Source organism: Lentzea miocenica (genome assembly GCF_033949945.1).
Lineage (GTDB): Bacteria > Actinomycetota > Actinomycetes > Mycobacteriales > Pseudonocardiaceae > Lentzea > Lentzea miocenica.
Window position 1 is genome coordinate 37227 of record NZ_JAXAVW010000028.1, and the last position, 17578, is coordinate 54804.

Here is a 17578-nt window from a genome sequence, read left to right on the forward strand (position 1 = left end):
TAGCGAGGAGTGCTAGCTCTTGCAAGCACCCTGCTAGCAATCGCTGCGTGTGCTCCGCCACAGGGCTACCGTGGGAGGCGACATGGACGACGCCGGGGCCCTGCGCACCGAGCTGGCCGACCACCTGCTCGGCGCTGGCGTGCTGCACGAATCCAGGTGGCTCAAGGCTTTCCGGGCCGTGCCACGGCACGAGTTCCTGCCGCGCTTCTACCGTCAGCTGCCGGGCGGCGACTGGGAACGAATCACCGCGAGGCACCCGGACTGGCTGGAACTCGTCTACGCCGATCGTGTCTGGGTTACCCAGTTCGACGGCGATGACACGGTGACCGGCGGCACACCGACCTGTTCGTCGAGCATGCCCACCATCATGGCGATCATGCTGGAGGCGCTCGAAGTCCACAACGGACAGACAGTGCTCGAGGTCGGCACCGGCACCGGTTACAACGCGGCCCTCCTGTGCCACGCCATGGGTTCCGCGAACGTGACAACGATCGACGTCGACCGGAACATCTCGCAACGAGCGCAGGAACGTCTGCGCCGCAACGGGTTCTTCCCGACCTGCGTCCTGACCGACGGCGCGCTCGGCCATCCGGAGCGCGCGCCCTACGACCGCTTGCTCGCGACCTGCTCCGTCGCGACCATCCCGCCCGCCTGGCTGGTGCAGGTCAGGCGCGGCGGCCTGGTGGTCACGACACTGCACCGCCCCATCGGTGCCGGGCTCGTGCTGATCGTGTCCAACGGTGACGGCACCGGCGAGGGCCGAGTGCTCGCGGAGGACGGCCGCTTCATGCCGATGCGCGCGCACGCCCGTCCGCCCGCACTCGCGGGTTCCGGCACGTTCGAGAGGCGCACGACCGCGGTGCCGCTCGACACCGTGGTCAACCCGGCCAGTCCCGCCGAGTTCTTCTCCGGCATCGCGCTGCCCGGAGTAGCCGCCGGCCAGGACTGGCTGGCCCATCCGGACGGCTCCTGGGTGCACCACCACGGCTCACACGTCGACCAGGGCGGCCCGCGCAGGCTGTGGGATCTCGCGGAGCAGGCCGTCATCGACTGGCGTGACCTGGGCAAACCCCGCCGGAACCAGTTCGGGATCGAGGTGGGACCCGACGGCCAGTTCCTCACGCTCGGCGAGCTGCACTGGCATTTGTGATCAACAACCAAACGTCACGACACGAGTCACTGAATCGACTCCAGGTGGATGCGGTGCGTCATGATGCGACGCATGTCCAGATTCCGTCAGCAGGCGTTGCTGACCGGTTGCGTGCTGACCGCGTTGCTCACCGCGGCCGGACTGTTCGTGACCGACCACGGCATCAACCCGCATTTGTGGCTGATCGTTCTGGCGCTGGCGTTTCTGGGCCTGCTGGCGTTGCTCGACCCGTGGGTCCGGCGCAGGCACAACGCCGCGCTGAGCACCGACGAGCATCTCGACGCCGCCTGCCGTGCGTTGGCGATCGGCCTGCAGGCGCAGTGGAACGAGGAGGTGCGCTCGCGCGGCCTCACCGACCCGGACGTGCTCGACCTGCACTGGACCGCCGCTGAGCTGGACGTGAGCGACGAGCCGGACGCGCCGCCGGGACGCAGCGACGCGGTGGTGGGCGCGTTCGAACGGCAGATCAACCGCAGGATGGTGATCGTCGGCGAGGCGGGCACCGGCAAGACGACCGTCGCGATGCTGCTGACCTGCGGCCTGCTGGACCGCTACGACGGCGGCATGGTGCCGGTCCTGCTGCCGCTGTCGACGTGGAACCCGGCGGTCGAGGACATCCGCACGTGGCTCACGCGCAGGCTGTACGAGGACCACCCGGCGTTGCGCAACACCGAGCTGTACGGCAGCTACGCCGGTGACCTGCTGGTCGAGCAGCACAAGGTGTTGCCCGTGCTGGACGGCCTCGACGACATCCCAGCCCACCAGCGCGCGGACGCTCTCTCCCGCATCGCGAAGGCGTTCCCGGCGAAGCGCCCGCTGGTGCTGACCTGCCGCACGGACGAATTCGCGCAGGCGGTCCACCTGGCCGGCCCGATGCCCGGCGCGGACGTCGTCGAACTGGCGCCCCTCGACCTGGAGGAGGTCGCCGCCTACCTGCGGGCGAGCGCCGACACCGTGGGCGCGGCGCGGTGGGAGCCGGTGTTCATCCAGCTGCGCGAGGAACCGGACGGCAGGCTCGCGGACGCGTTGTCCACGCCGCTGACGATGTGGCTGGCCAGCATGGTCTACGCGGACAGCGAGGCCGAGCCGACCGAACTGCTCGACCGCGGGCGTTTCCCGGACGCACGGGCGATCTCCGACCACCTCTGCGACGAACTGGTGTCACGGGCGTTCGGCAACCGGGCGTTCGCGCACCACGCCAATGCCACCCAGGTCTGGCCACGCGACCGGGCCCGCCGATGGCTCGAGTTCCTCGCCCACGAGATGCGCGACCGCGGTATCCGCGAACTGGCCTGGTGGGAGCTGCGCAGGTCGGTCGGCAACACCTGGCTCGCTCTGCTCGGCGCGCTGGTGCTGGGCGCGATCGGCGGGTTCGGCGTCGGCTGGCTGATGGCGTACTCGATCACGCCGTCGCTCGCCCCGATCACCGGTCTGGTCGCGGGCGTCGCCGTCGGTGCCGCCGCGCTGACCGCGTCGAACGAACGCAAAGCCAAGCCACGCCTGGGAATCTGGCGCAGTCTGCTGCTCGTGCCCGGCGTGCTGGGGCTGGCCGGTGGTCTCGTCTTCGGCGCGCTGTACGGACTTTCCGCAGGGCTCGTGGTCGGCCTCGGGCTCGCCGTGGCGGTCGCGCTGCGGTTCGCGTTGTCGAGCGCCGCCGAGCTCTCGCAGGCCTCCAGTCCTCAGTGGACGATGGCGCGCGACCGGATCGCGGTGTGGACCGGATCTCTCGTGCTCGCGGTGGTGTTCGGTTCGGCGGCGGCACTGGTGTTCGGTCCCGGCCAGACCGGCATGGTCGGGCTGGGCCTCGCGTCCGGCCTGATGCTCGGGTTCGCGCTCGCCGTGCTGCACCTGCGCTGGTGGTGGTTCACCGTCGCGCGGATCTGGCTGGCGCTGCGCGGAAAACTGCCGTGGGAGCTGATGGTCTTCCTGGAGGACGCGCGCAAGCTCGGCGTGCTCTGCCGGGCGGGAGCCTGCTACCAGTTCCGGCACGGACTGGTGCAGGACCGCCTGGCAGAGCACGAGGTGACTACTCGCTCTGCAACCCAAGTGCTCCGGTCGCCTTTCTCAGCGAAGGCAACGTCAGAGCAGTGACCGCCAGCACCAGCGCCACCGAGGCGACGGTGAGCGCCGCGATGCCCGGCCAGTCGTAGGCCACCTCGGCGTTGAACACCCGCGTGACCATCACCCCGAGTCCGATGCCGGTGCCCACCGCGATCACCGTGGACAGCACCAGCGGCACGCCGTTCTGCCACAGCAGCGACCTGGCGAGCGTGCCGCGCGGCACCCCGGTGGCCGCCAGCACGGCGAGCGGGCGACGGCGTTCCCGGACCTGTTCCAACGCCATGACCAGCAACGACGCCCCGGCCAGCAGCAACGTCAGCACCGCGCCCGCGAGCAACGCCCTCCGGATCGCGCCGAAGATCAGCTCGACCTCGGCCGAGTCGTCCTGGCCGACGAAGTACGCGTGCACCCGCCACGTGTAGTCGGCGATGGAGTTGCGCATGTACTCGGCGGCGTCCGGCACCGCGAGGTCCAGTTCGGCCTGGAACTGGGGCCGGCCGTCGGTGAAGTCGATGCCCTTGGCCGCGGCAGGGGTGAGGTAGATGCCGGGACTGGTGCCGGGAACCTCCTGCAGCGCGGGCAGGGTCCACGCGGTCCTGCCCTGGATCATCAGCACTTCGCCGGCCTCGCTCTCGGACACGTCCCGCGCGAACCGCACCCGGTAGGCCTTGCCGTCGACGCAGTCCGTGACGTCCGCCTGTGCTTTCAGCGCCGCACAAGTGCCGACGGAGACGTTCGTGGTGCGGTCGTTCGAGTCAGTCGCGTAGGTGCGGTCGAGCACGTGCACGGCCTTCACGCCCTTGCTGCCCGCCACCGCTGTCCGCAGTCCGGCGGTGTCGATGTCGTCCTTGGGCGTCAGAGCGACGAAGTTGTGGGTCGCGTCCCGCTTCTCCTCGGAGACGACGTCCTTCTCCACGCTCGCGAGGATGACCTGCAGCGTCACCGTGCCGGCGAGCACCACGGCCACACCACCGACGACGCGCGCCGCCGTGCCCGCGTCGAGCTGCAACCGGCGCACCGCCAGCTGCAGCGCCGGGGTCGCACCGCGCATCCAGTTCGCGACCCGCTCCACCAGCCACGGCAGCAGCACCGGGATGCCCAGCATCAGCAGCACGACACCGGTGATGACGATGACCTGGAACGGTGTGCCCTTCTCCCCGGTGTCACCGAACTGGCTGGCCAGCAGCGCGATTCCGCCGGCCACCGGCACCAGGCGCCACCACAGCCTGCGCCGGACGGGCTTCTGGTGCCGCACCACGCCGAGCGGTTCGATGATCGTGCGGCGCATGGCGAACAACGACGTGAGGACCGCGAGCACCGGCACCGCCACGAGCACCACCGCGGCGAGTGACGGTGCGGGCAGGAGATCGCCGGGGAAGAACGCGAGCTCCGGGATCGGAACTTCGCCGGCCAGCGGTCGCACCGCGAAGAAGAACCCGATGCCGAACACGAGCCCGGTCAGCGCGCCGACCAGCGTCTCGCCGGACGCGATCAACCGAACCCTGCCCGCCGCCGCGCCGACCAGCCGCAACGCCGCGAGCCTGCGGTCGCGCTGGGCCGCGGCGAGCCGGGTGGCGACGCCGACGAACACCAGCACGGGGAACAGCAGCACGACGATGCCGACCAGGCTGAGCATCCACAGCACCGGGTCGAGCCCCATGCGCTCGTACGCCCGCCCGTAGCCGTACACCTTGGTGCCGGCGCTCTCCGCGATCTTGCTGTCACCCGCGTAGAACTTCAGGTCGTGCGGCCCGATCAGGCCCGCCGCGCCGATCGTGCCGATCACCCTCTGCGGGAACCGGGGACGCAGCAGCTCACCGTCCGGCGACGCGAGCAGCTCCGCGAGCGCGGGCGACACGACGACCTCGCCGTCCTGCGGCAGCCGTTCGAGGCCCGGCGGCACGGGAGCGTTCTGCGCGCGCACGTTGACGTACGTGCCGGGAATGTCGCGCGAGCGGAAGTGGACATACATCTCTTCCTCGAGGACCGGTGCCGGACCGGCGCCCTCGGTCACCTTGCTGCGCGCGTCACCGCGGTCGTCCCGTGCGTCCAGTGCGTTCGGCAACGCGGCGGCGAGCAGCAACATCGCCACGCACAGCCCGATGCCGACGCCCTGCAGCGCGAGCCTGCCCCACGACTTCCGGCTGCCCCCGACGGCCAGCCGGACCCCGAGGGCCAGGTCGCTGATCACGTGGTTCATCGAGCGAACTCCACGTCCCGGGCCTTGCCGTCGCGCACGACGACCTCGCGGTCGGAGTAGGCGGCGACGCGGGCCTCGTGCGTCACCAGCACGACCGCCGCGCCGGTCTCCCTGGCTGCCTTGGTGAGCAGGTGCATGACCCGCTCGCCGTTGAGCGAGTCGAGTGCGCCGGTCGGCTCGTCGGCGAAGATCACCTTCGGCCCGGTGACCAGCGCACGGGCGATCGCGACGCGCTGGCCCTGACCGCCGGACGTCTCGCCGGGCCGCTGGTCGGCGACGGTGTCGACCTCCAGCTTGGCCATCCAGTCCTTGGCCGCGCGCTCGGCGTTCCCGCGCTTCATGCCGCTGAGCCGCAACGGCAGCGCGACGTTCTCCAGGCAGGTCAGCTCGGGGACGAGCTGACCGAACTGGAAGACGAACCCGAAATCGGTGCGCCGCAGCTCACTGCGCTCCCGGTCGGACATCGAGGTGAGCTCGCGGTCGCCGTAGCGGACCACGCCGGAGTCCGGCGGCAGGATGCCCGCGATGCAGTGCAGCAGGGTGGACTTCCCGGAGCCGGACGGCCCCATCACCGCGACGATCTCGCCCGCGCGGACGGTCAGAGCCGCCCCTCCGAGCGCGTGCGTCTTGCCGAACGACTTGTGCAGGTCCTCAGCGTTCAACAGGCTCATTTCCCGACCTCCTGGGCCAGCTTGTCGAGGCGGGCCGCGGTCAGTTCGAGCCACCGCAGGTCGGCTTCGAGGTGGAACAGGGCGAAGTCGCAGATCAGCTGGTCGGCGAGGTCGCCGTCCGCCTTGCGCCTGGTCAGGACGCGCATCGTCGCGAGGTGCGCGGACCGTTGCGTGTCGAGCACGTCCTCGGCGCTGCGGCCGGACAGCAGGGCCAGCACGACCTTCGCGTACAGGGTGTTCTGCAGGTACGGCTCCGGCTTCTCCGGCGTGCCGAGCCAGCGTTCGACATCGGTGACCCCGGCGTCCGTGATCGCGTACCGCTTGCGCTCCGGACCGTCCCCCGCCTCGACGCCCGCTTCGGTCACGAGGCCGTTCTTCAGCAACCTCGACAGGGTCGAATACACCTGTCCGTAGTGCAACGGCCGGTCCTGACCAAAGCGCTCGTCGTAGGCGCGCTTGAGGTCGTATCCGTGCCTTGGACCGCCCTCTAGCAGCCCCAACAGTGCGTGTCCGATCGACATGAGGAGCACTATACACACGGTGTATACACCGGGTGTATTCCACAGATGCCCTGACGGGCAACCGCCGTGACGCCTACAGTGGAGGGGTGACTGGTCTGACTGTCGGCTGGGATCACGACGTCGAGCTGGTGCTCGACTTCCTGAACACTCGACACGTACTGGACAGTGAAGCCTCCTGGCGCGCCTGGGTGACCGAGCGCGGCCTGGGGCGGAGCGGGGAAATCGCACAGGCGCGCGCCGCGAGAGCGGCACTGCGGTCGTCCATCGAGGGGTCGTCAGGCCCTCAGACCGCTGCCGGTGTGGTCCACATCGAGCTGACCGACGGCGTTCCGGTGCTGTCCAGCTCGGACGCGCTCGGCGCGGTGCTCGCCGCCTCGGCCCGCCTTGCGGTGCTCGGGTCGTGGGAACGGCTCAAGATCTGTCCGGCCGACGACTGCCTGCGTGCGTTCTTCGACCGTTCCCGCAACCGCTCGCGCACCTGGTGCTCGATGCAGGTCTGCGGCAACCGGGAGAAGGCCCGCACGTTCCGAAAACGGTCCCGCGCTCAGAACAGCACGTTGGCCACGGTGTAGATCACCAGGCCGGCGAGCGCGCCGACCACCGTGCCGTTGATGCGGATGAACTGCAGGTCCCTGCCGACCTGCAGTTCGATCTTGCGCGAGGTCTCCTCCGCGTCCCAGCGCTCGACGGTGTCGGTGATCAGCGTGGTGATCTCCGCGCGGTAGTTGCCGACGACGTACCCGGCGGCCTGCTCCAGCCAGCCGTCGACCTTGGCGCGCAGTTCGCCGTCCGTCGTGAGGTTCGTGCCGAGCGTGATCAGGCCCTGCGTGACGCGCTTGCGCAGTTCGCTGGACGGGTCCTCGGCAGCGTCGATCAGCATCTTCTTGGCCGTGCCCCAAGCACTGCTGATGAGCTTCTGGACGTCCGGGTGGTCGATCACCTGGTGCTTGACCTGCTCGGCCCGCTGCATCGTGGTCGGGTCGGTCTGCATGTCCGAGGAGAACTCGAGCAGGAACTGGTCCACCGCGAGCCGCATCGGGTGGTTGACGTCGGTCTTGACCGCCCAGGAGAAGTTGACCAGCTCGGTGTAGACCTTGTCGCCGAGCAGCGAGTCGACGAACTTGGGCGACCACGTGGGCGCGCGGTCCGTGACGATCAGGCTGACCTTGTCGTAGTTGTCCCGCACCCACTCGTACGCGCGGTCGCACATCAGGTCGACGAGCTTGTGGTGCGCGCCGTCGGTGAGCACCTGGTTGAGCAGCTTGCCCAGCGGCGGACCCCAGGGCTTCTCGGTGACCCGCTTGACGATCGCCTGTTCGAGAACGGCCTGGACCTCGTCGTCCTTGAGCACGGTGATCGCGCCCTTGATGACGTTCGCCAGCTCGTTGGTGATGCGCTCGGCGTTCTCCGGCTCCTTGATCCACGCCCCGGCCCGTTCGGCGATGCCCGCCCGCCTGAGCTTGTCCTGGACGATCTCGGGGCTGAGGAAGTTGACGCCCACGAAGTCGCCGAGCGTCTGGCCGAACATGTTCTTGCGTTCCGGGATGATCGCGGTGTGCGGGATCGGCAGGCCCAGAGGGCGGCGGAACAGCGCGGTGACCGCGAACCAGTCCGCGAGCGCGCCGACCATGCCGGCTTCCGCGGCGGCTCTCACGTAACCCACCCACGCGCCTTCGAACGCGTGGGTGGCGAAGAAGATGACTGTCGCGCCTATCAGGAAGCTCGTCGCGACGAGCTTCATCTTGCGCAGGTCGGTGCGCTTCTGCTGGTCAGCGGCGGTCAGTTGCTCCACAACGCCATTGTCCGTCAACTCTCGACCTTGTGGGATGAGCTCCTCGCTCAACCCGTTCAAGCCGGGTCGCGTTCTCCGCTCGCCACTGGCTGTGGCGGGCAGGCCGCATCAGCCTGCGCGTTCAGGCAGCAGGCCTGGGCACGTTGACAGGTACCCACGCTGAGCGTGCGCGGTTGCGCACGTTGATCCCAGCGACGTGATCGGCTGGCCCAGCGAGGCCGCACTGGCGACAACGAAAGTGGTCGCGAGCAAATCTGTTGTTGCGCGCCGTGTGCCCACAACCTGGACACATCTGCGAGGTGTACCGGGCATCCACAATGATCACCTGAACGCCGACGCGCTTCGCCTTGTAGCCTATGAACGCGCCGAGCTGGTGGAACGGCCAAGAAGAGTGGACGGCTCGCTGGTCGCGGCGAGGCCGTACCCGATCACGGATGCCGCTCAGGTCTTCGAGAGCGATACCGCGGCCGGTGCGTTGCGCGACAGCCACCACTTTCTTGGCAATTGCATGGTTGATGTGAGTCGCATGGCGATGCTCACGACGAGCACGCCGCCGCAGGCGCCGAGTCGCCGACTTCGTGCCCTTGGCTTTCAGTTCGGCACGCTTTCGTGCGTGCCACCGCCGATAGCGCCGCAATCGGCCGCCTTGGAAGTTTTCACCGTCCGACGTGGTGGCCAGGTTGACGATGCCTCGGTCCACGCCGATCCAATCGCACGGCGCCAGCGCCTTCGGTTCTGGGACGTCGCAGGTGGCGATCAACAGCCACCTGCCGTCTCGCAGCACCAGATCGGACTCGCCCTGACGATGTGAGACGAGCACTGCGAGCTGGGCAGGGTGTCCAACAAATCGAACGCCCTTCAACCGACCCGCCACAGTCCAAATCGACACAGTCCGTGCGTCGTACTGCCACGAAAGCATGCGGTCGTCGAACGGCTGTGCCGCGTTCTCGCGAAATCTGATCGGCTTGCCCTCAGCCTTGGCTCTGCGAATGCCGACTAGATTTCCGGCGCGGACACTCGCCCGCAGGCTGGCGTAGGCATCGACAACCTTCTTCACAGTCCGCACCGCAGCCTGGGCCCCCAGCCCAGATTCACGCATCTCGCCGTAGACCAACTTCTGCAGGTCGTTACGAGACCGGGCATCTCGATCGAACGCCACTCGCGACGCCCAATCTGCTGCCACGTTGCAAGCATTCAGAGTCGCCATCAGCGCTGCAGCCTCTGCGTGACGCGGCAGCAGGCGAACCTGCACGACGATCTTCACTCAGCCATCATAGAACGCATGTTCGACTCAACTTTTGCGTGACACAGCGACAAAGTGGACTTCCTCTCCCCTTCGAGGGCAGGACTTCCCTCAACACGAGATTCAGGTGAAGATCCTGCGTTGTGCGGGTACCAGCGCTAGTTCCCCGGTTGCAGCCGTTCACGTCGACCATCTTCGCGGAGATGACGGCACTGGCCGTGCAGCACGACGCCGTCAACCTCGGTCAGGGCTTCCCCGACACCGACGGTCCGGCGTCGATGCTCGCGGCCGCCCAGTCCGCGATCGGGTCCGGTGTGAACCAGTACCCACCCGGCCCCGGCATGCCGGTGCTGCGCAACGCGGTGGCCGCTCACCGTTCGCGGTACGGGCTGTCGTACGACCCGGACACCGAGATCCTGGTGACCGTCGGCGCCACCGAGGCGATCGCGGCATCGTTGCTGGCCCTGGTCGAGGCCGGCGACGAGGTCATCCTGATCGAGCCCTACTACGACTCCTACGCCGCTTCCGTGGCCCTGGCCGGGGCGACGCGGGTGACCGTCGGCCTGCGTGAGGACGCTTCTGGCCGGCTGGCCCTCGACGTGGACGCCCTGCGCGCTGCCGTCAGCCCTCGGACGCGGGCCATTCTGGTCAACTCGCCGCACAACCCGACCGGCACCGTGTTCCGCTTGGAGGAGCTCCAAGCCATCGCCGCGCTGTGCGTCGAGCACGACCTGCTGGCGATCACCGACGAGGTCTACGAGCACCTGGTGTTCGACGGCCTGGTGCACATCCCGCTGGCCTCGCTGCCGGGAATGGCGCCGCGGACGTTGTCGATCTCCGGCGCCGGCAAGACGTTCAACTGCACCGGCTGGAAGATCGGCTGGGTGTGCGGGCCCGCCGAGCTGGTGTCCGCGGTCCGGGCGGCCAAGCAGTTCATGACGTTCGTGGGCGGGGCGCCGTTCCAGCCCGCGGTCGCCCACGCCCTGACCACCGAACTGGACTGGGTCGCCGGCTTGCGCGATTCACTGGCCTCGAAGCGCGCGCGGCTGGCCGAGGGCCTGCGCGCGGCCGGTTTCGAGGTGCGGTCGTCCGAGGGCACGTACTTCATCTGCGCCGACGTCCGCCCGCTCGGCTACACCGACGGCTTGGCCCTGTGCCGCGACCTGCCAGCCAGGATCGGCGTCGCCGCGGTGCCGGTCCAGGTGTTCACGGACCGCCCCGCCGACTGGCAGCACCTGATCCGCTTCGCGTTCTGCAAGCAGGACGCGGTGATCGACGAAGCCGTGGAACGCCTCCACAAGCTGTAGTTGTCCACAGGTGTGGATGAGTTCCTCCACACCTGTGGACAACCCACTTTCGAGTGAGTCCGGGAGCCTTGGCGCCGGAGTTCGACTCCAAATGGCATGGACTCGAACACAGAGGTTCTCATCGGGTGGCGTTCCGGCCTGCACGGCTGGGACGCCCTGGTCGAGCGCTACTCGCGACTGGTCTGGTCAGTGCCCAGATCGTTCCGCCTGAGCCACACCGACGCCGCCGACGTCTACCAGTGCACCTGGCTCTGTCTGGCAGAACACCTGACCCGCATCCGCCAACCCGAGGCGCTGGGCACCTGGCTGGTCCGTACCGCCACCCGGCATTCGATCGCCGTGGTGCGGGCACGCGGACGCGAGGTGTCGTTCGACCTGTGGGAGCCGGAGTCTCCCTTGCCGGCGCCGGAAGAGGTCGCTCTGACCAACGATCGGCAGCGGCGGCTGTGGGCCGCGCTGGTGACGCTGAACGAGCGGTGCCAGCGGCTGCTGCGGATCGCTGCCCACAGCCCCGAGCTGAGTTATGCACAGGTTGCCGACGCCCTGGGGATAAAGGTGGGGAGCGTTGGCTCTACCCGCAGCCGGTGCCTGGCTGAGCTGCGGCGGAAGGTGGAGGGCCTGCGATGAGGGACTCACTGCTCGACGAGCTCGCCGACCTGTTCAGCACCGACGCCCCGCCGCCCGTGCTGGCACCGCGCGCGACCGGCCTCGACCCGATGGCACCCGTCGACGAACCTGTCCGCGGCCCGTCCCGGCAGCTCGTGTTCCACGTCGGCGTCGGCCGGATGTACCTGCAGCTCGACGCCACCCCCTCCGGCCTGCACCTCACCGGCGTGCTGGACGACAAAGGCGTCTCCGTCGAGGTCCGCTCACCCAGCTCCACCCAGGCACTCCGCCCGGACGCCGAGGGCTGGTTCCGCGCCGACGTCCGGCCGGGGCCGTTGTGCGTGACCGTGCCCGAGCTGGGCCTGACCACGGGGTGGTTCGTCGCATGAGCGCCAGCGCCGATCCTCAGGCAACGATCGCGGCGACCGAGATCCGCGGTACGAAGGCCGAACGGGCCGACGCCCTGCACGACCTGAGCATCGCCCACGTCGAACTCGGTCGGCTCAACGTCGCCGCGCGGTTCGCCCAGCGGGGGCTCAGGCTCACCGGTGAGGCTCGCTTCCACCTCACGCTCGCGTGGATCGACCTGGATCGGGGGCGCCGCAAGCAGAGTCTCCGGCACCTCGACCTGGCGACGCCGTACCTGCGCGGGCCGGAGCTGGCGCGGGCCAGGTGCCTGCGCGGGCTCCATCTCTGCGGGTCAGCCGATCCCAGGCTGGCGATCGCGGAGCTCACGTCGGTCATCAGGGATCTGCGGAGGTGCGGCGATCAGCGGTGGCTCGCCAACGCGTTGATCGGCAGGGGCATTGCCCGGTGCGGCGCCACGAAGCTGGTCGACGCCGAGGCCGACTTCGCCGCCGCGCAAACGTTGTTGCACGCCATCGGTGAGCCTGGGCGGGCGGCGATGTGTTTGCACAACAGGGGGTTCGTGGCGATGCTCGCCGGCGACCTGCCGCTTGCGTTGCGGCGGTACGAGGACGCGGCGAAGGCCGGGCTCGACTCTACGAGCAGGCCCGAGGCGCTGGTGGACAGGGCCGAGGCGCTGCTCGCCGCCGGGCTCACCACTGAAGCGCGGCGGGTGCTGGCTCCGGCGCTGGAGTTGCTCACCAAGTGCAATCGGCACGTGCCGGAGCTGGCGATTCTCAGTGCGCGCTGTGCGTTGCGGGATGGGGATCCGGCGCCCGCGCGGAGGCTCGGGGGCACGGACGTCGAGTTCATGCTGGCTGCCGGGCAGCTGGATGCCGTTGCGGCGCATCGGTTTCGCGGGCCGGTGCAGACGCGGGCGCTCGGGTGGCTCGCGCAGGCGCGCAGGTCGGATCGGCGTGGGGCGTTGGCCGCGTGCCGGGCGGGACTCCGGCTGCTCGACGAGCATCACGGGGACTGGCCTCGGGAAGAGCTGACCGGGCATGCGCTCGGGCTCGCGCGGACCGCTCGTGAGGTGTTGCACTGGTCCGAGCAGCATCGTCGCTCGGCTCCCTTGCCTCCCAACGATCCTGAGCTCGCGCTGGCGCTCACGAGACTGCGGCGGGCGAGAGCGTTCGGTATGGCGTTGGAGCCGTTCGAGAGGGATGTCCGCAGGCTGACCCTCGCCACGTCAGGGCGCAACCAGCAGTCCCCAGCCGAGTCGTCGGGGCTGCCGCTCGTCAGCTTCGTGTTCCACAAAGGACGGATGCGGGCGGTGACGGTGCTGGACGGCCGCGCGAGGCTGCGGGAGATCCACGATCCCGCCCGGCTGGTGACGGACGCCAGGCTGGCCGTTGCGGCCGGAAGGGCGGTGCCTGAGCTGCTGCCCGACGTCGACGAGGTGGTGGTGATCCCGGACGGTGTGCTCCACGCGATGCCGTGGGCGGCGCTCGGTCCCAGGGTCCACGTCGTTCCGTCGATGCGGCATTGGCGTCCAGCCAGCCGTGATGGCCATCGGGCCTGGGTCACCGGACCTCGACTGCATCGCGAGGAAGTGACCGCGCTGCAGCGGAAGCACGGCGGGGCGGCAGCGTCCACTGTGGAGGAGACGCTTCGAGTGCTTGAGGGTGCCGGGATCGTCCACATCGCGGCGCATGGGCACGTTCATCCGGAGAACCCGTTGTTCTCGTACCTGGAGCTGAAGGACGGCCCGCTCTACGGCTACGACATCGCGAGAATCCGGAACCCGCCGGAGATCGTCGTGCTGTCGGCCTGCGAGTCGGGGCTGGCCAAAGCGTTCCTCGACGCGGGCAGCAGGGCGGTGATCGCCAGTGTGCTGCCGGTGCCGGACGCGCAGGTCAGCGACGCCATGGCCGAGGTGCATCGGCTCATCGAGCACCCTGCCGAGGCCGCGAGGGCGGTGGCGCACCTCGGGTTCAGTTGCTACGGCACCGGGACCAGGGTGGCGGCGTGAAGAGCGGCGGCGAACGAGGTGCCGGTGCACAGCGACTGGGTGCAGCCCACGGTCGCGGGCACGTCGACACCGTCAACAACTACGTCCACCCACGGGCCGTGTCCGGAGAACGACGCTGAGGCGCCCACGGCCGTTGCGGAAGGCAGGGCGGCTGGCCACCACGGGCGGGTGGAGGCGCCGTTGCCCGCGGCGGCGACCACGTTGTGGCCGTATGAGGCCAGGACAGGCGGGCATTCGTCGTTGAACGAATAGGTGCCGGAAGCGACCAGCACGACCGGGAGCGAGCGGGTGGCCTTCAACGCCGCCGCGAGGGTCAGGTCGTCGCCGAAGCCGCTCGGGGACAGCACCGGGAACGGGCGGACTTTGGCGCCGTGGTGCCGCAGGACGCCGGCGACCAACGAGCCGTGCGGGGCATCGAGAGGGGTGTCGAGCAACGCGACGGTGCCTTCGCCCAGCAGCTCGGGCAGGCGCTCGCCCACCACCGGGCGGGAGGTGCCGATCATGATCGGGCAGGAGAGGTGGACGTGGTTCGGGGTGGCGCCGACATCGGCGGCGATGTCCACGACGCGCGCTCGATCGGACGCTTTTGTGTACATGCGGATGGCACCGGAAGAGATCTCCTCATGCGAGTAGGTGCCTCGCAAGCGCTTGCGCACAGTGGGTGCGTCCGCCGGCGGCACGATCAGTTCCCCCGAACGGACCAAGCATTCGTTTGGCCCCTCAGGATCGTGCACGTGCGCCGGACCGAGGGCACGGACGGCGTGATCGACCAGCTCAGAGAGGCTGCTGACCTGCTTAGGCGTGTCCACATCGGACACCATCCCCCGCCGCGACACGGTCCACAGCGGACCGAGGCGCAAAGTCACTCGATCCGATGACGACACAGACGGTGTTCATGCCTGATCAGGGCAACCCGGACAGCCGCACGTGGCCGCCCTTCCGGGTGTTTCGCGCCGAGTTGGTTCGCAAAGTCACTCACCAGTGCTAGACATAGCTCAACGTCGACCTCCGGCGGCGCTGTGACGTTGACGGTGACCTGAACGGTGGACGGGTGGTGATCCTGTGGCTGGTGGTGGAGCTGGTGCACTGCTGCTGCGGGCCGCTGCGCTCGGCGGGCTGACCGCCGCCGCCTGGCTGCTGAGCGGAACGTCCGCGTCCGCCAGCCCGGAGGAACCGCCGGCCGTCGAGATCACCGCAGAGGCGTCGACCGCCGAGACCCCGCAGCTCCTCGAGGACCCCGCCGGGTGGGCCAAGGCGTTCACCGCGTCGGTCGTCGAACAGCACCAGCCGGCCAAGCTCGTGCCGCCCGTGACGAAACCGGACGAGCCCGAGGAAGAGCCCGCGGACGAGGACGAGGGCCCGATCCTCGACTTCACCGGCGGCAACCAGGGCAACACGCGCTCCGGCACCGTGTCGAACCAGGCGCCGCCCGAGGTCATCCAGGCGAAGGCCCAGGTCCGCGCCGCGAAGATCGCCGCGAAGCTCGCCGCCACACTGCCGCCGCCGCCTCCGCCTCCGCCCGCGCCGCCTGTCGTCTCCGTCAAGAAGGTCGTGCCGCTGCTGCCCGACCTGCCGGTGCCCGCACCCGCGAAGGCCGACCTCGCGCCCGCGAGCGACCTGAACTGGACCACCCCCGGATCGGACGCGCCGCTGCCCACTCCGCAGCAGGCACCCGTGACCGCGACGGCCTCGGCGTCGTCCGGCCACACCGACAACTCCGGCGGCACGCGCGGCGTGCTCGCCGTTCTGACGTCGCACAACTCGCTGTTCCCGCCCGCCACGTGGTCGGTGGGGGAACGCCGCGACGCATCGGCACCCGGCAGTGTTCCGGGCCTGCCGAGCACGTCACCCGACTGAGCAACACGGGACATCTCTGCCCTCTGCGCGATTTGTGACCGTCTAGTTCCGTCGCGCCAGTAACTCCTCCTCTTATTTCCCGTTGTACGCAAGGAACCCAGTCTTCCTGACCTGCCAACCGCGCCCTGGCAGGTCGGGTCTGGTCCGAGTGCCGCGCTGCCCCCGCAGTCTCGGACCACACGGGAAACCTGCGGACGGGGGACGCCAATCCCTGGGACGTCCCCCGCCGCAGGCCTCTCGTTGGCAAGTTCGTCGGCCCGGTCTTCACCGCTGTGGGAGACCGGGCCGACGTGTCTCACGCGACCGGTACCGACAGGTCGGCATCCGCCGGAAACCCTGTTCCCGCAACAGTTGCAGCCACCACACCCAAACGGCCGATGGCTTCGCGCAGCACTTCGGGCGATTGCGTGTACGGCACTCGGAGCATCTGCTCGCATCCGCCGTGCACCGCGAACCGGGGACCAGGAACGAGTCGCAAGCCGTGGTTCTGCGCCACCACCGCGATCCGCGTGCTCACCGGCCCGTCGAGTGTGCACCACACTCCGAGCCCGCCTGCCGGTACCACGAAACTCCACTGTGGACAGTGTTCCCGCAGCGCTGCGACCGTCACGTCCCGTTGCTCCAGAGCCTCCGCACATCGTTGCCGCAGAACAGGTTCCGGATTCTCCAGCAACGCGGCCAGCACCAGCTGCTCGAACACCGGCGTGCCCAGGTCGATCGCCGCCCGCGTCGACAGCAGCCGGTGCACGATGTCCGCGGACGCCCTGATCCACCCGATCCGCAGTCCGCCCCAGTGCGACTTGCTCGCGGATCCCAGCGTCACCACCGAATCCCCGCCGAACGCGGCCATCGGCAACGGCGCTTCCGAGCCGTCCAGCGCAAGCTCCACCAAAGTTTCATCGACGACCAGTGGAGTGCGTGCTTTGCGCAGCACGCCGGCAAGCGCTTCCCGCGACTCGGACGACATCCGCAGTCCGGTCGGGTTCTGGAAATCCGGGATCAGATAGGCCAAACGGGGGCCGGCCTGTCGCAAAGCGGCCTCATATCCGTCCACATCCCAGCCGTCGGCCAGCATCGGCACCGGTACCGGCATCCCGAACGACGCCCGCACCGCTTCCAGCGCGTTGGGGTAGCTCGGCTGCTCCACCAGCACGCGATCGCCGGGCCCGACGAAGAGCCGCAGCACCAACGCCCACGCGTGCTGAGCGCCGGAGGTCACCACGATCTGGTCGGCGGAGGTCGGCAGGCCGCGCGAGGTGTACCGATCCGCGATCCGTTGACGCAAAACCGGCAACCCGCGCTCGTCGTACCCGTGCGACGCCAGGTGTTCCGGCATTTGGCCCAGCGCAACGTCCATCGCCATGCGCAGCGACGGCAACGCGGGAGGCGCGGCGCGGGACAGGTCGATCAACGTGTCGTCGCCACCGGTGATGCCACCACCAGCGCCGACGGGCCCGTTGATCCACGACCCGGCCCCGCGCCGCGACTCCACGACCCCCTCGGCACGCAGCTGGTCCAGCGCCGCGGTGATGGTGGTGCGGCTCACCGGCAGCGCGTCGGTGAGCTCGCGTTCGGACGGCAACCGGGTCCCGACGGGCAGCCGGCCGTCCGCGACCAGCAGTTTCAACGCCGCGGTCAGGTCGGCGGAACCCTGCCGGGCACCGCCGCGCCGCCACGACCCGAGCAGTCGCGCGAGCCGGGCACCCGATATACGTCCACCTGGTGGGAGCATGAGGCCAATTATCGCGGATTGGCTATGGATTACCAGGCCAATCGACGATCAGTATGGCCAC

The 17578-nt window shown here is 69.3% G+C and carries 15 protein-coding genes; 8 read left to right on the forward strand and 7 right to left on the reverse strand.

Features of this window, described 5'->3' with window-relative positions; translation table 11 throughout:
* Nucleotides 1-82 precede the first annotated feature (82 nt).
* Together SK803_RS30545 and SK803_RS30550 are read left to right on the forward strand one after the other, a co-directional pair.
* Nucleotides 83-1150 carry a methyltransferase domain-containing protein gene (locus SK803_RS30545; RefSeq protein WP_319969602.1) on the forward strand — a complete coding sequence of 356 codons (1068 nt, stop codon included), beginning with the start codon at nucleotides 83-85 and terminating at the stop codon, nucleotides 1148-1150.
* Nucleotides 1151-1222: 72 nt separating this feature from the next.
* Nucleotides 1223-3241, forward strand: coding sequence for an NACHT domain-containing protein (locus SK803_RS30550; RefSeq protein ID WP_319969603.1), 2019 nt, complete (start codon nucleotides 1223-1225; stop codon nucleotides 3239-3241).
* Here the strand turns inward: SK803_RS30550 and SK803_RS30555 are convergent.
* From SK803_RS30555 to SK803_RS30565, 3 genes are read right to left on the reverse strand one after another with little or no spacing between them, the layout of a single operon-like run.
* On the reverse strand, nucleotides 3177-5411 hold the full coding sequence (locus tag SK803_RS30555) for an FtsX-like permease family protein (RefSeq protein ID WP_319969604.1): 2235 nt from the start codon (nucleotides 5409-5411) through the stop codon (nucleotides 3177-3179). The genes SK803_RS30550 and SK803_RS30555 overlap by 65 nt on opposite strands.
* Nucleotides 5408-6082: an ABC transporter ATP-binding protein gene (locus tag SK803_RS30560; RefSeq protein WP_319969605.1), complete on the reverse strand. Its 675-nt coding sequence runs from the start codon at nucleotides 6080-6082 to the stop codon at nucleotides 5408-5410. The genes SK803_RS30555 and SK803_RS30560 overlap by 4 nt, the downstream gene beginning before the upstream one ends.
* Nucleotides 6079-6603, reverse strand: coding sequence for a PadR family transcriptional regulator (locus SK803_RS30565; protein WP_319969606.1), 525 nt, complete (start codon nucleotides 6601-6603; stop codon nucleotides 6079-6081). Before SK803_RS30565 ends, SK803_RS30560 begins: the two co-directional genes overlap by 4 nt.
* Nucleotides 6604-6689: 86 nt before the next feature.
* On the opposite strand from SK803_RS30565, the gene SK803_RS30570 reads away from it, so the two are divergent.
* Nucleotides 6690-7175, forward strand: a complete 486-nt coding sequence (locus SK803_RS30570) for a CGNR zinc finger domain-containing protein (protein WP_319969607.1) — start codon at nucleotides 6690-6692, stop codon at nucleotides 7173-7175.
* Here SK803_RS30570 and SK803_RS30575 read toward each other — a convergent pair.
* Both SK803_RS30575 and SK803_RS30580 read right to left on the reverse strand, forming a co-directional pair.
* Nucleotides 7148-8395 carry a DUF445 domain-containing protein gene (locus SK803_RS30575; RefSeq protein ID WP_406601605.1) on the reverse strand — a complete coding sequence of 416 codons (1248 nt, stop codon included), beginning with the start codon at nucleotides 8393-8395 and terminating at the stop codon, nucleotides 7148-7150. The two genes, SK803_RS30570 and SK803_RS30575, sit on opposite strands and share 28 nt — an antisense overlap.
* A gap of 121 nt (nucleotides 8396-8516) precedes the next feature.
* A complete protein-coding gene (locus SK803_RS30580; protein WP_319969608.1) occupies nucleotides 8517-9659 on the reverse strand; it encodes an RNA-guided endonuclease InsQ/TnpB family protein in 1143 nt (380 codons plus the stop codon).
* 122 nt (nucleotides 9660-9781) lie between these two features.
* On the opposite strand from SK803_RS30580, the gene SK803_RS30585 reads away from it, so the two are divergent.
* The 4 genes from SK803_RS30585 (at nucleotide 9782) to SK803_RS30600 (ending at nucleotide 13928) form a co-directional block, all read left to right on the forward strand.
* Nucleotides 9782-10945 (forward strand): pyridoxal phosphate-dependent aminotransferase, encoded by a 1164-nt coding sequence (locus tag SK803_RS30585; RefSeq protein WP_319969609.1) that lies wholly within the window; start codon nucleotides 9782-9784, stop codon nucleotides 10943-10945.
* A 96-nt stretch (nucleotides 10946-11041) separates the two neighbouring features.
* On the forward strand, nucleotides 11042-11572 hold the full coding sequence (locus SK803_RS30590; RefSeq protein ID WP_319969610.1) for an RNA polymerase sigma factor: 531 nt from the start codon (nucleotides 11042-11044) through the stop codon (nucleotides 11570-11572).
* Nucleotides 11569-11940, forward strand: coding sequence for a hypothetical protein (locus SK803_RS30595; RefSeq protein WP_319969611.1), 372 nt, complete (start codon nucleotides 11569-11571; stop codon nucleotides 11938-11940). Before SK803_RS30590 ends, SK803_RS30595 begins: the two co-directional genes overlap by 4 nt.
* Nucleotides 11937-13928, forward strand: coding sequence for a CHAT domain-containing protein (locus SK803_RS30600; RefSeq protein ID WP_319969612.1), 1992 nt, complete (start codon nucleotides 11937-11939; stop codon nucleotides 13926-13928). Before SK803_RS30595 ends, SK803_RS30600 begins: the two co-directional genes overlap by 4 nt.
* Here SK803_RS30600 and SK803_RS30605 read toward each other — a convergent pair.
* Nucleotides 13898-14608: a S8/S53 family peptidase gene (locus SK803_RS30605; RefSeq protein WP_319969613.1), complete on the reverse strand. Its 711-nt coding sequence runs from the start codon at nucleotides 14606-14608 to the stop codon at nucleotides 13898-13900. The two genes, SK803_RS30600 and SK803_RS30605, sit on opposite strands and share 31 nt — an antisense overlap.
* A 382-nt stretch (nucleotides 14609-14990) precedes the next feature.
* Between SK803_RS30605 and SK803_RS30610 the strand changes: the two genes are divergently transcribed.
* Nucleotides 14991-15785 (forward strand): hypothetical protein, encoded by a 795-nt coding sequence (locus SK803_RS30610; RefSeq protein WP_319969614.1) that lies wholly within the window; start codon nucleotides 14991-14993, stop codon nucleotides 15783-15785.
* Between the two features lie 295 nt (nucleotides 15786-16080).
* Here SK803_RS30610 and yczR read toward each other — a convergent pair whose 3' ends face one another.
* Nucleotides 16081-17517, reverse strand: coding sequence for a MocR-like transcription factor YczR (gene yczR / locus SK803_RS30615; protein ID WP_319969615.1), 1437 nt, complete (start codon nucleotides 17515-17517; stop codon nucleotides 16081-16083).
* Between the last annotated feature and the right edge of the window lie 61 nt (nucleotides 17518-17578).

Coding starts and splice junctions, on each gene's coding strand:
- SK803_RS30545 (WP_319969602.1), top strand. CDS start 83: ATGGACGACGCCGGGGCCCTGCGCACCGAGCTGGCCGACCACCTGCTC.
- SK803_RS30550 (WP_319969603.1), top strand. CDS start 1,223: ATGTCCAGATTCCGTCAGCAGGCGTTGCTGACCGGTTGCGTGCTGACC.
- SK803_RS30555 (WP_319969604.1), bottom strand. CDS start 5,411: ATGAACCACGTGATCAGCGACCTGGCCCTCGGGGTCCGGCTGGCCGTC.
- SK803_RS30560 (WP_319969605.1), bottom strand. CDS start 6,082: ATGAGCCTGTTGAACGCTGAGGACCTGCACAAGTCGTTCGGCAAGACG.
- SK803_RS30565 (WP_319969606.1), bottom strand. CDS start 6,603: ATGTCGATCGGACACGCACTGTTGGGGCTGCTAGAGGGCGGTCCAAGG.
- SK803_RS30590 (WP_319969610.1), top strand. CDS start 11,042: ATGGACTCGAACACAGAGGTTCTCATCGGGTGGCGTTCCGGCCTGCAC.
- SK803_RS30595 (WP_319969611.1), top strand. CDS start 11,569: ATGAGGGACTCACTGCTCGACGAGCTCGCCGACCTGTTCAGCACCGAC.
- SK803_RS30600 (WP_319969612.1), top strand. CDS start 11,937: ATGAGCGCCAGCGCCGATCCTCAGGCAACGATCGCGGCGACCGAGATC.
- yczR (WP_319969615.1), bottom strand. CDS start 17,517: ATGCTCCCACCAGGTGGACGTATATCGGGTGCCCGGCTCGCGCGACTG.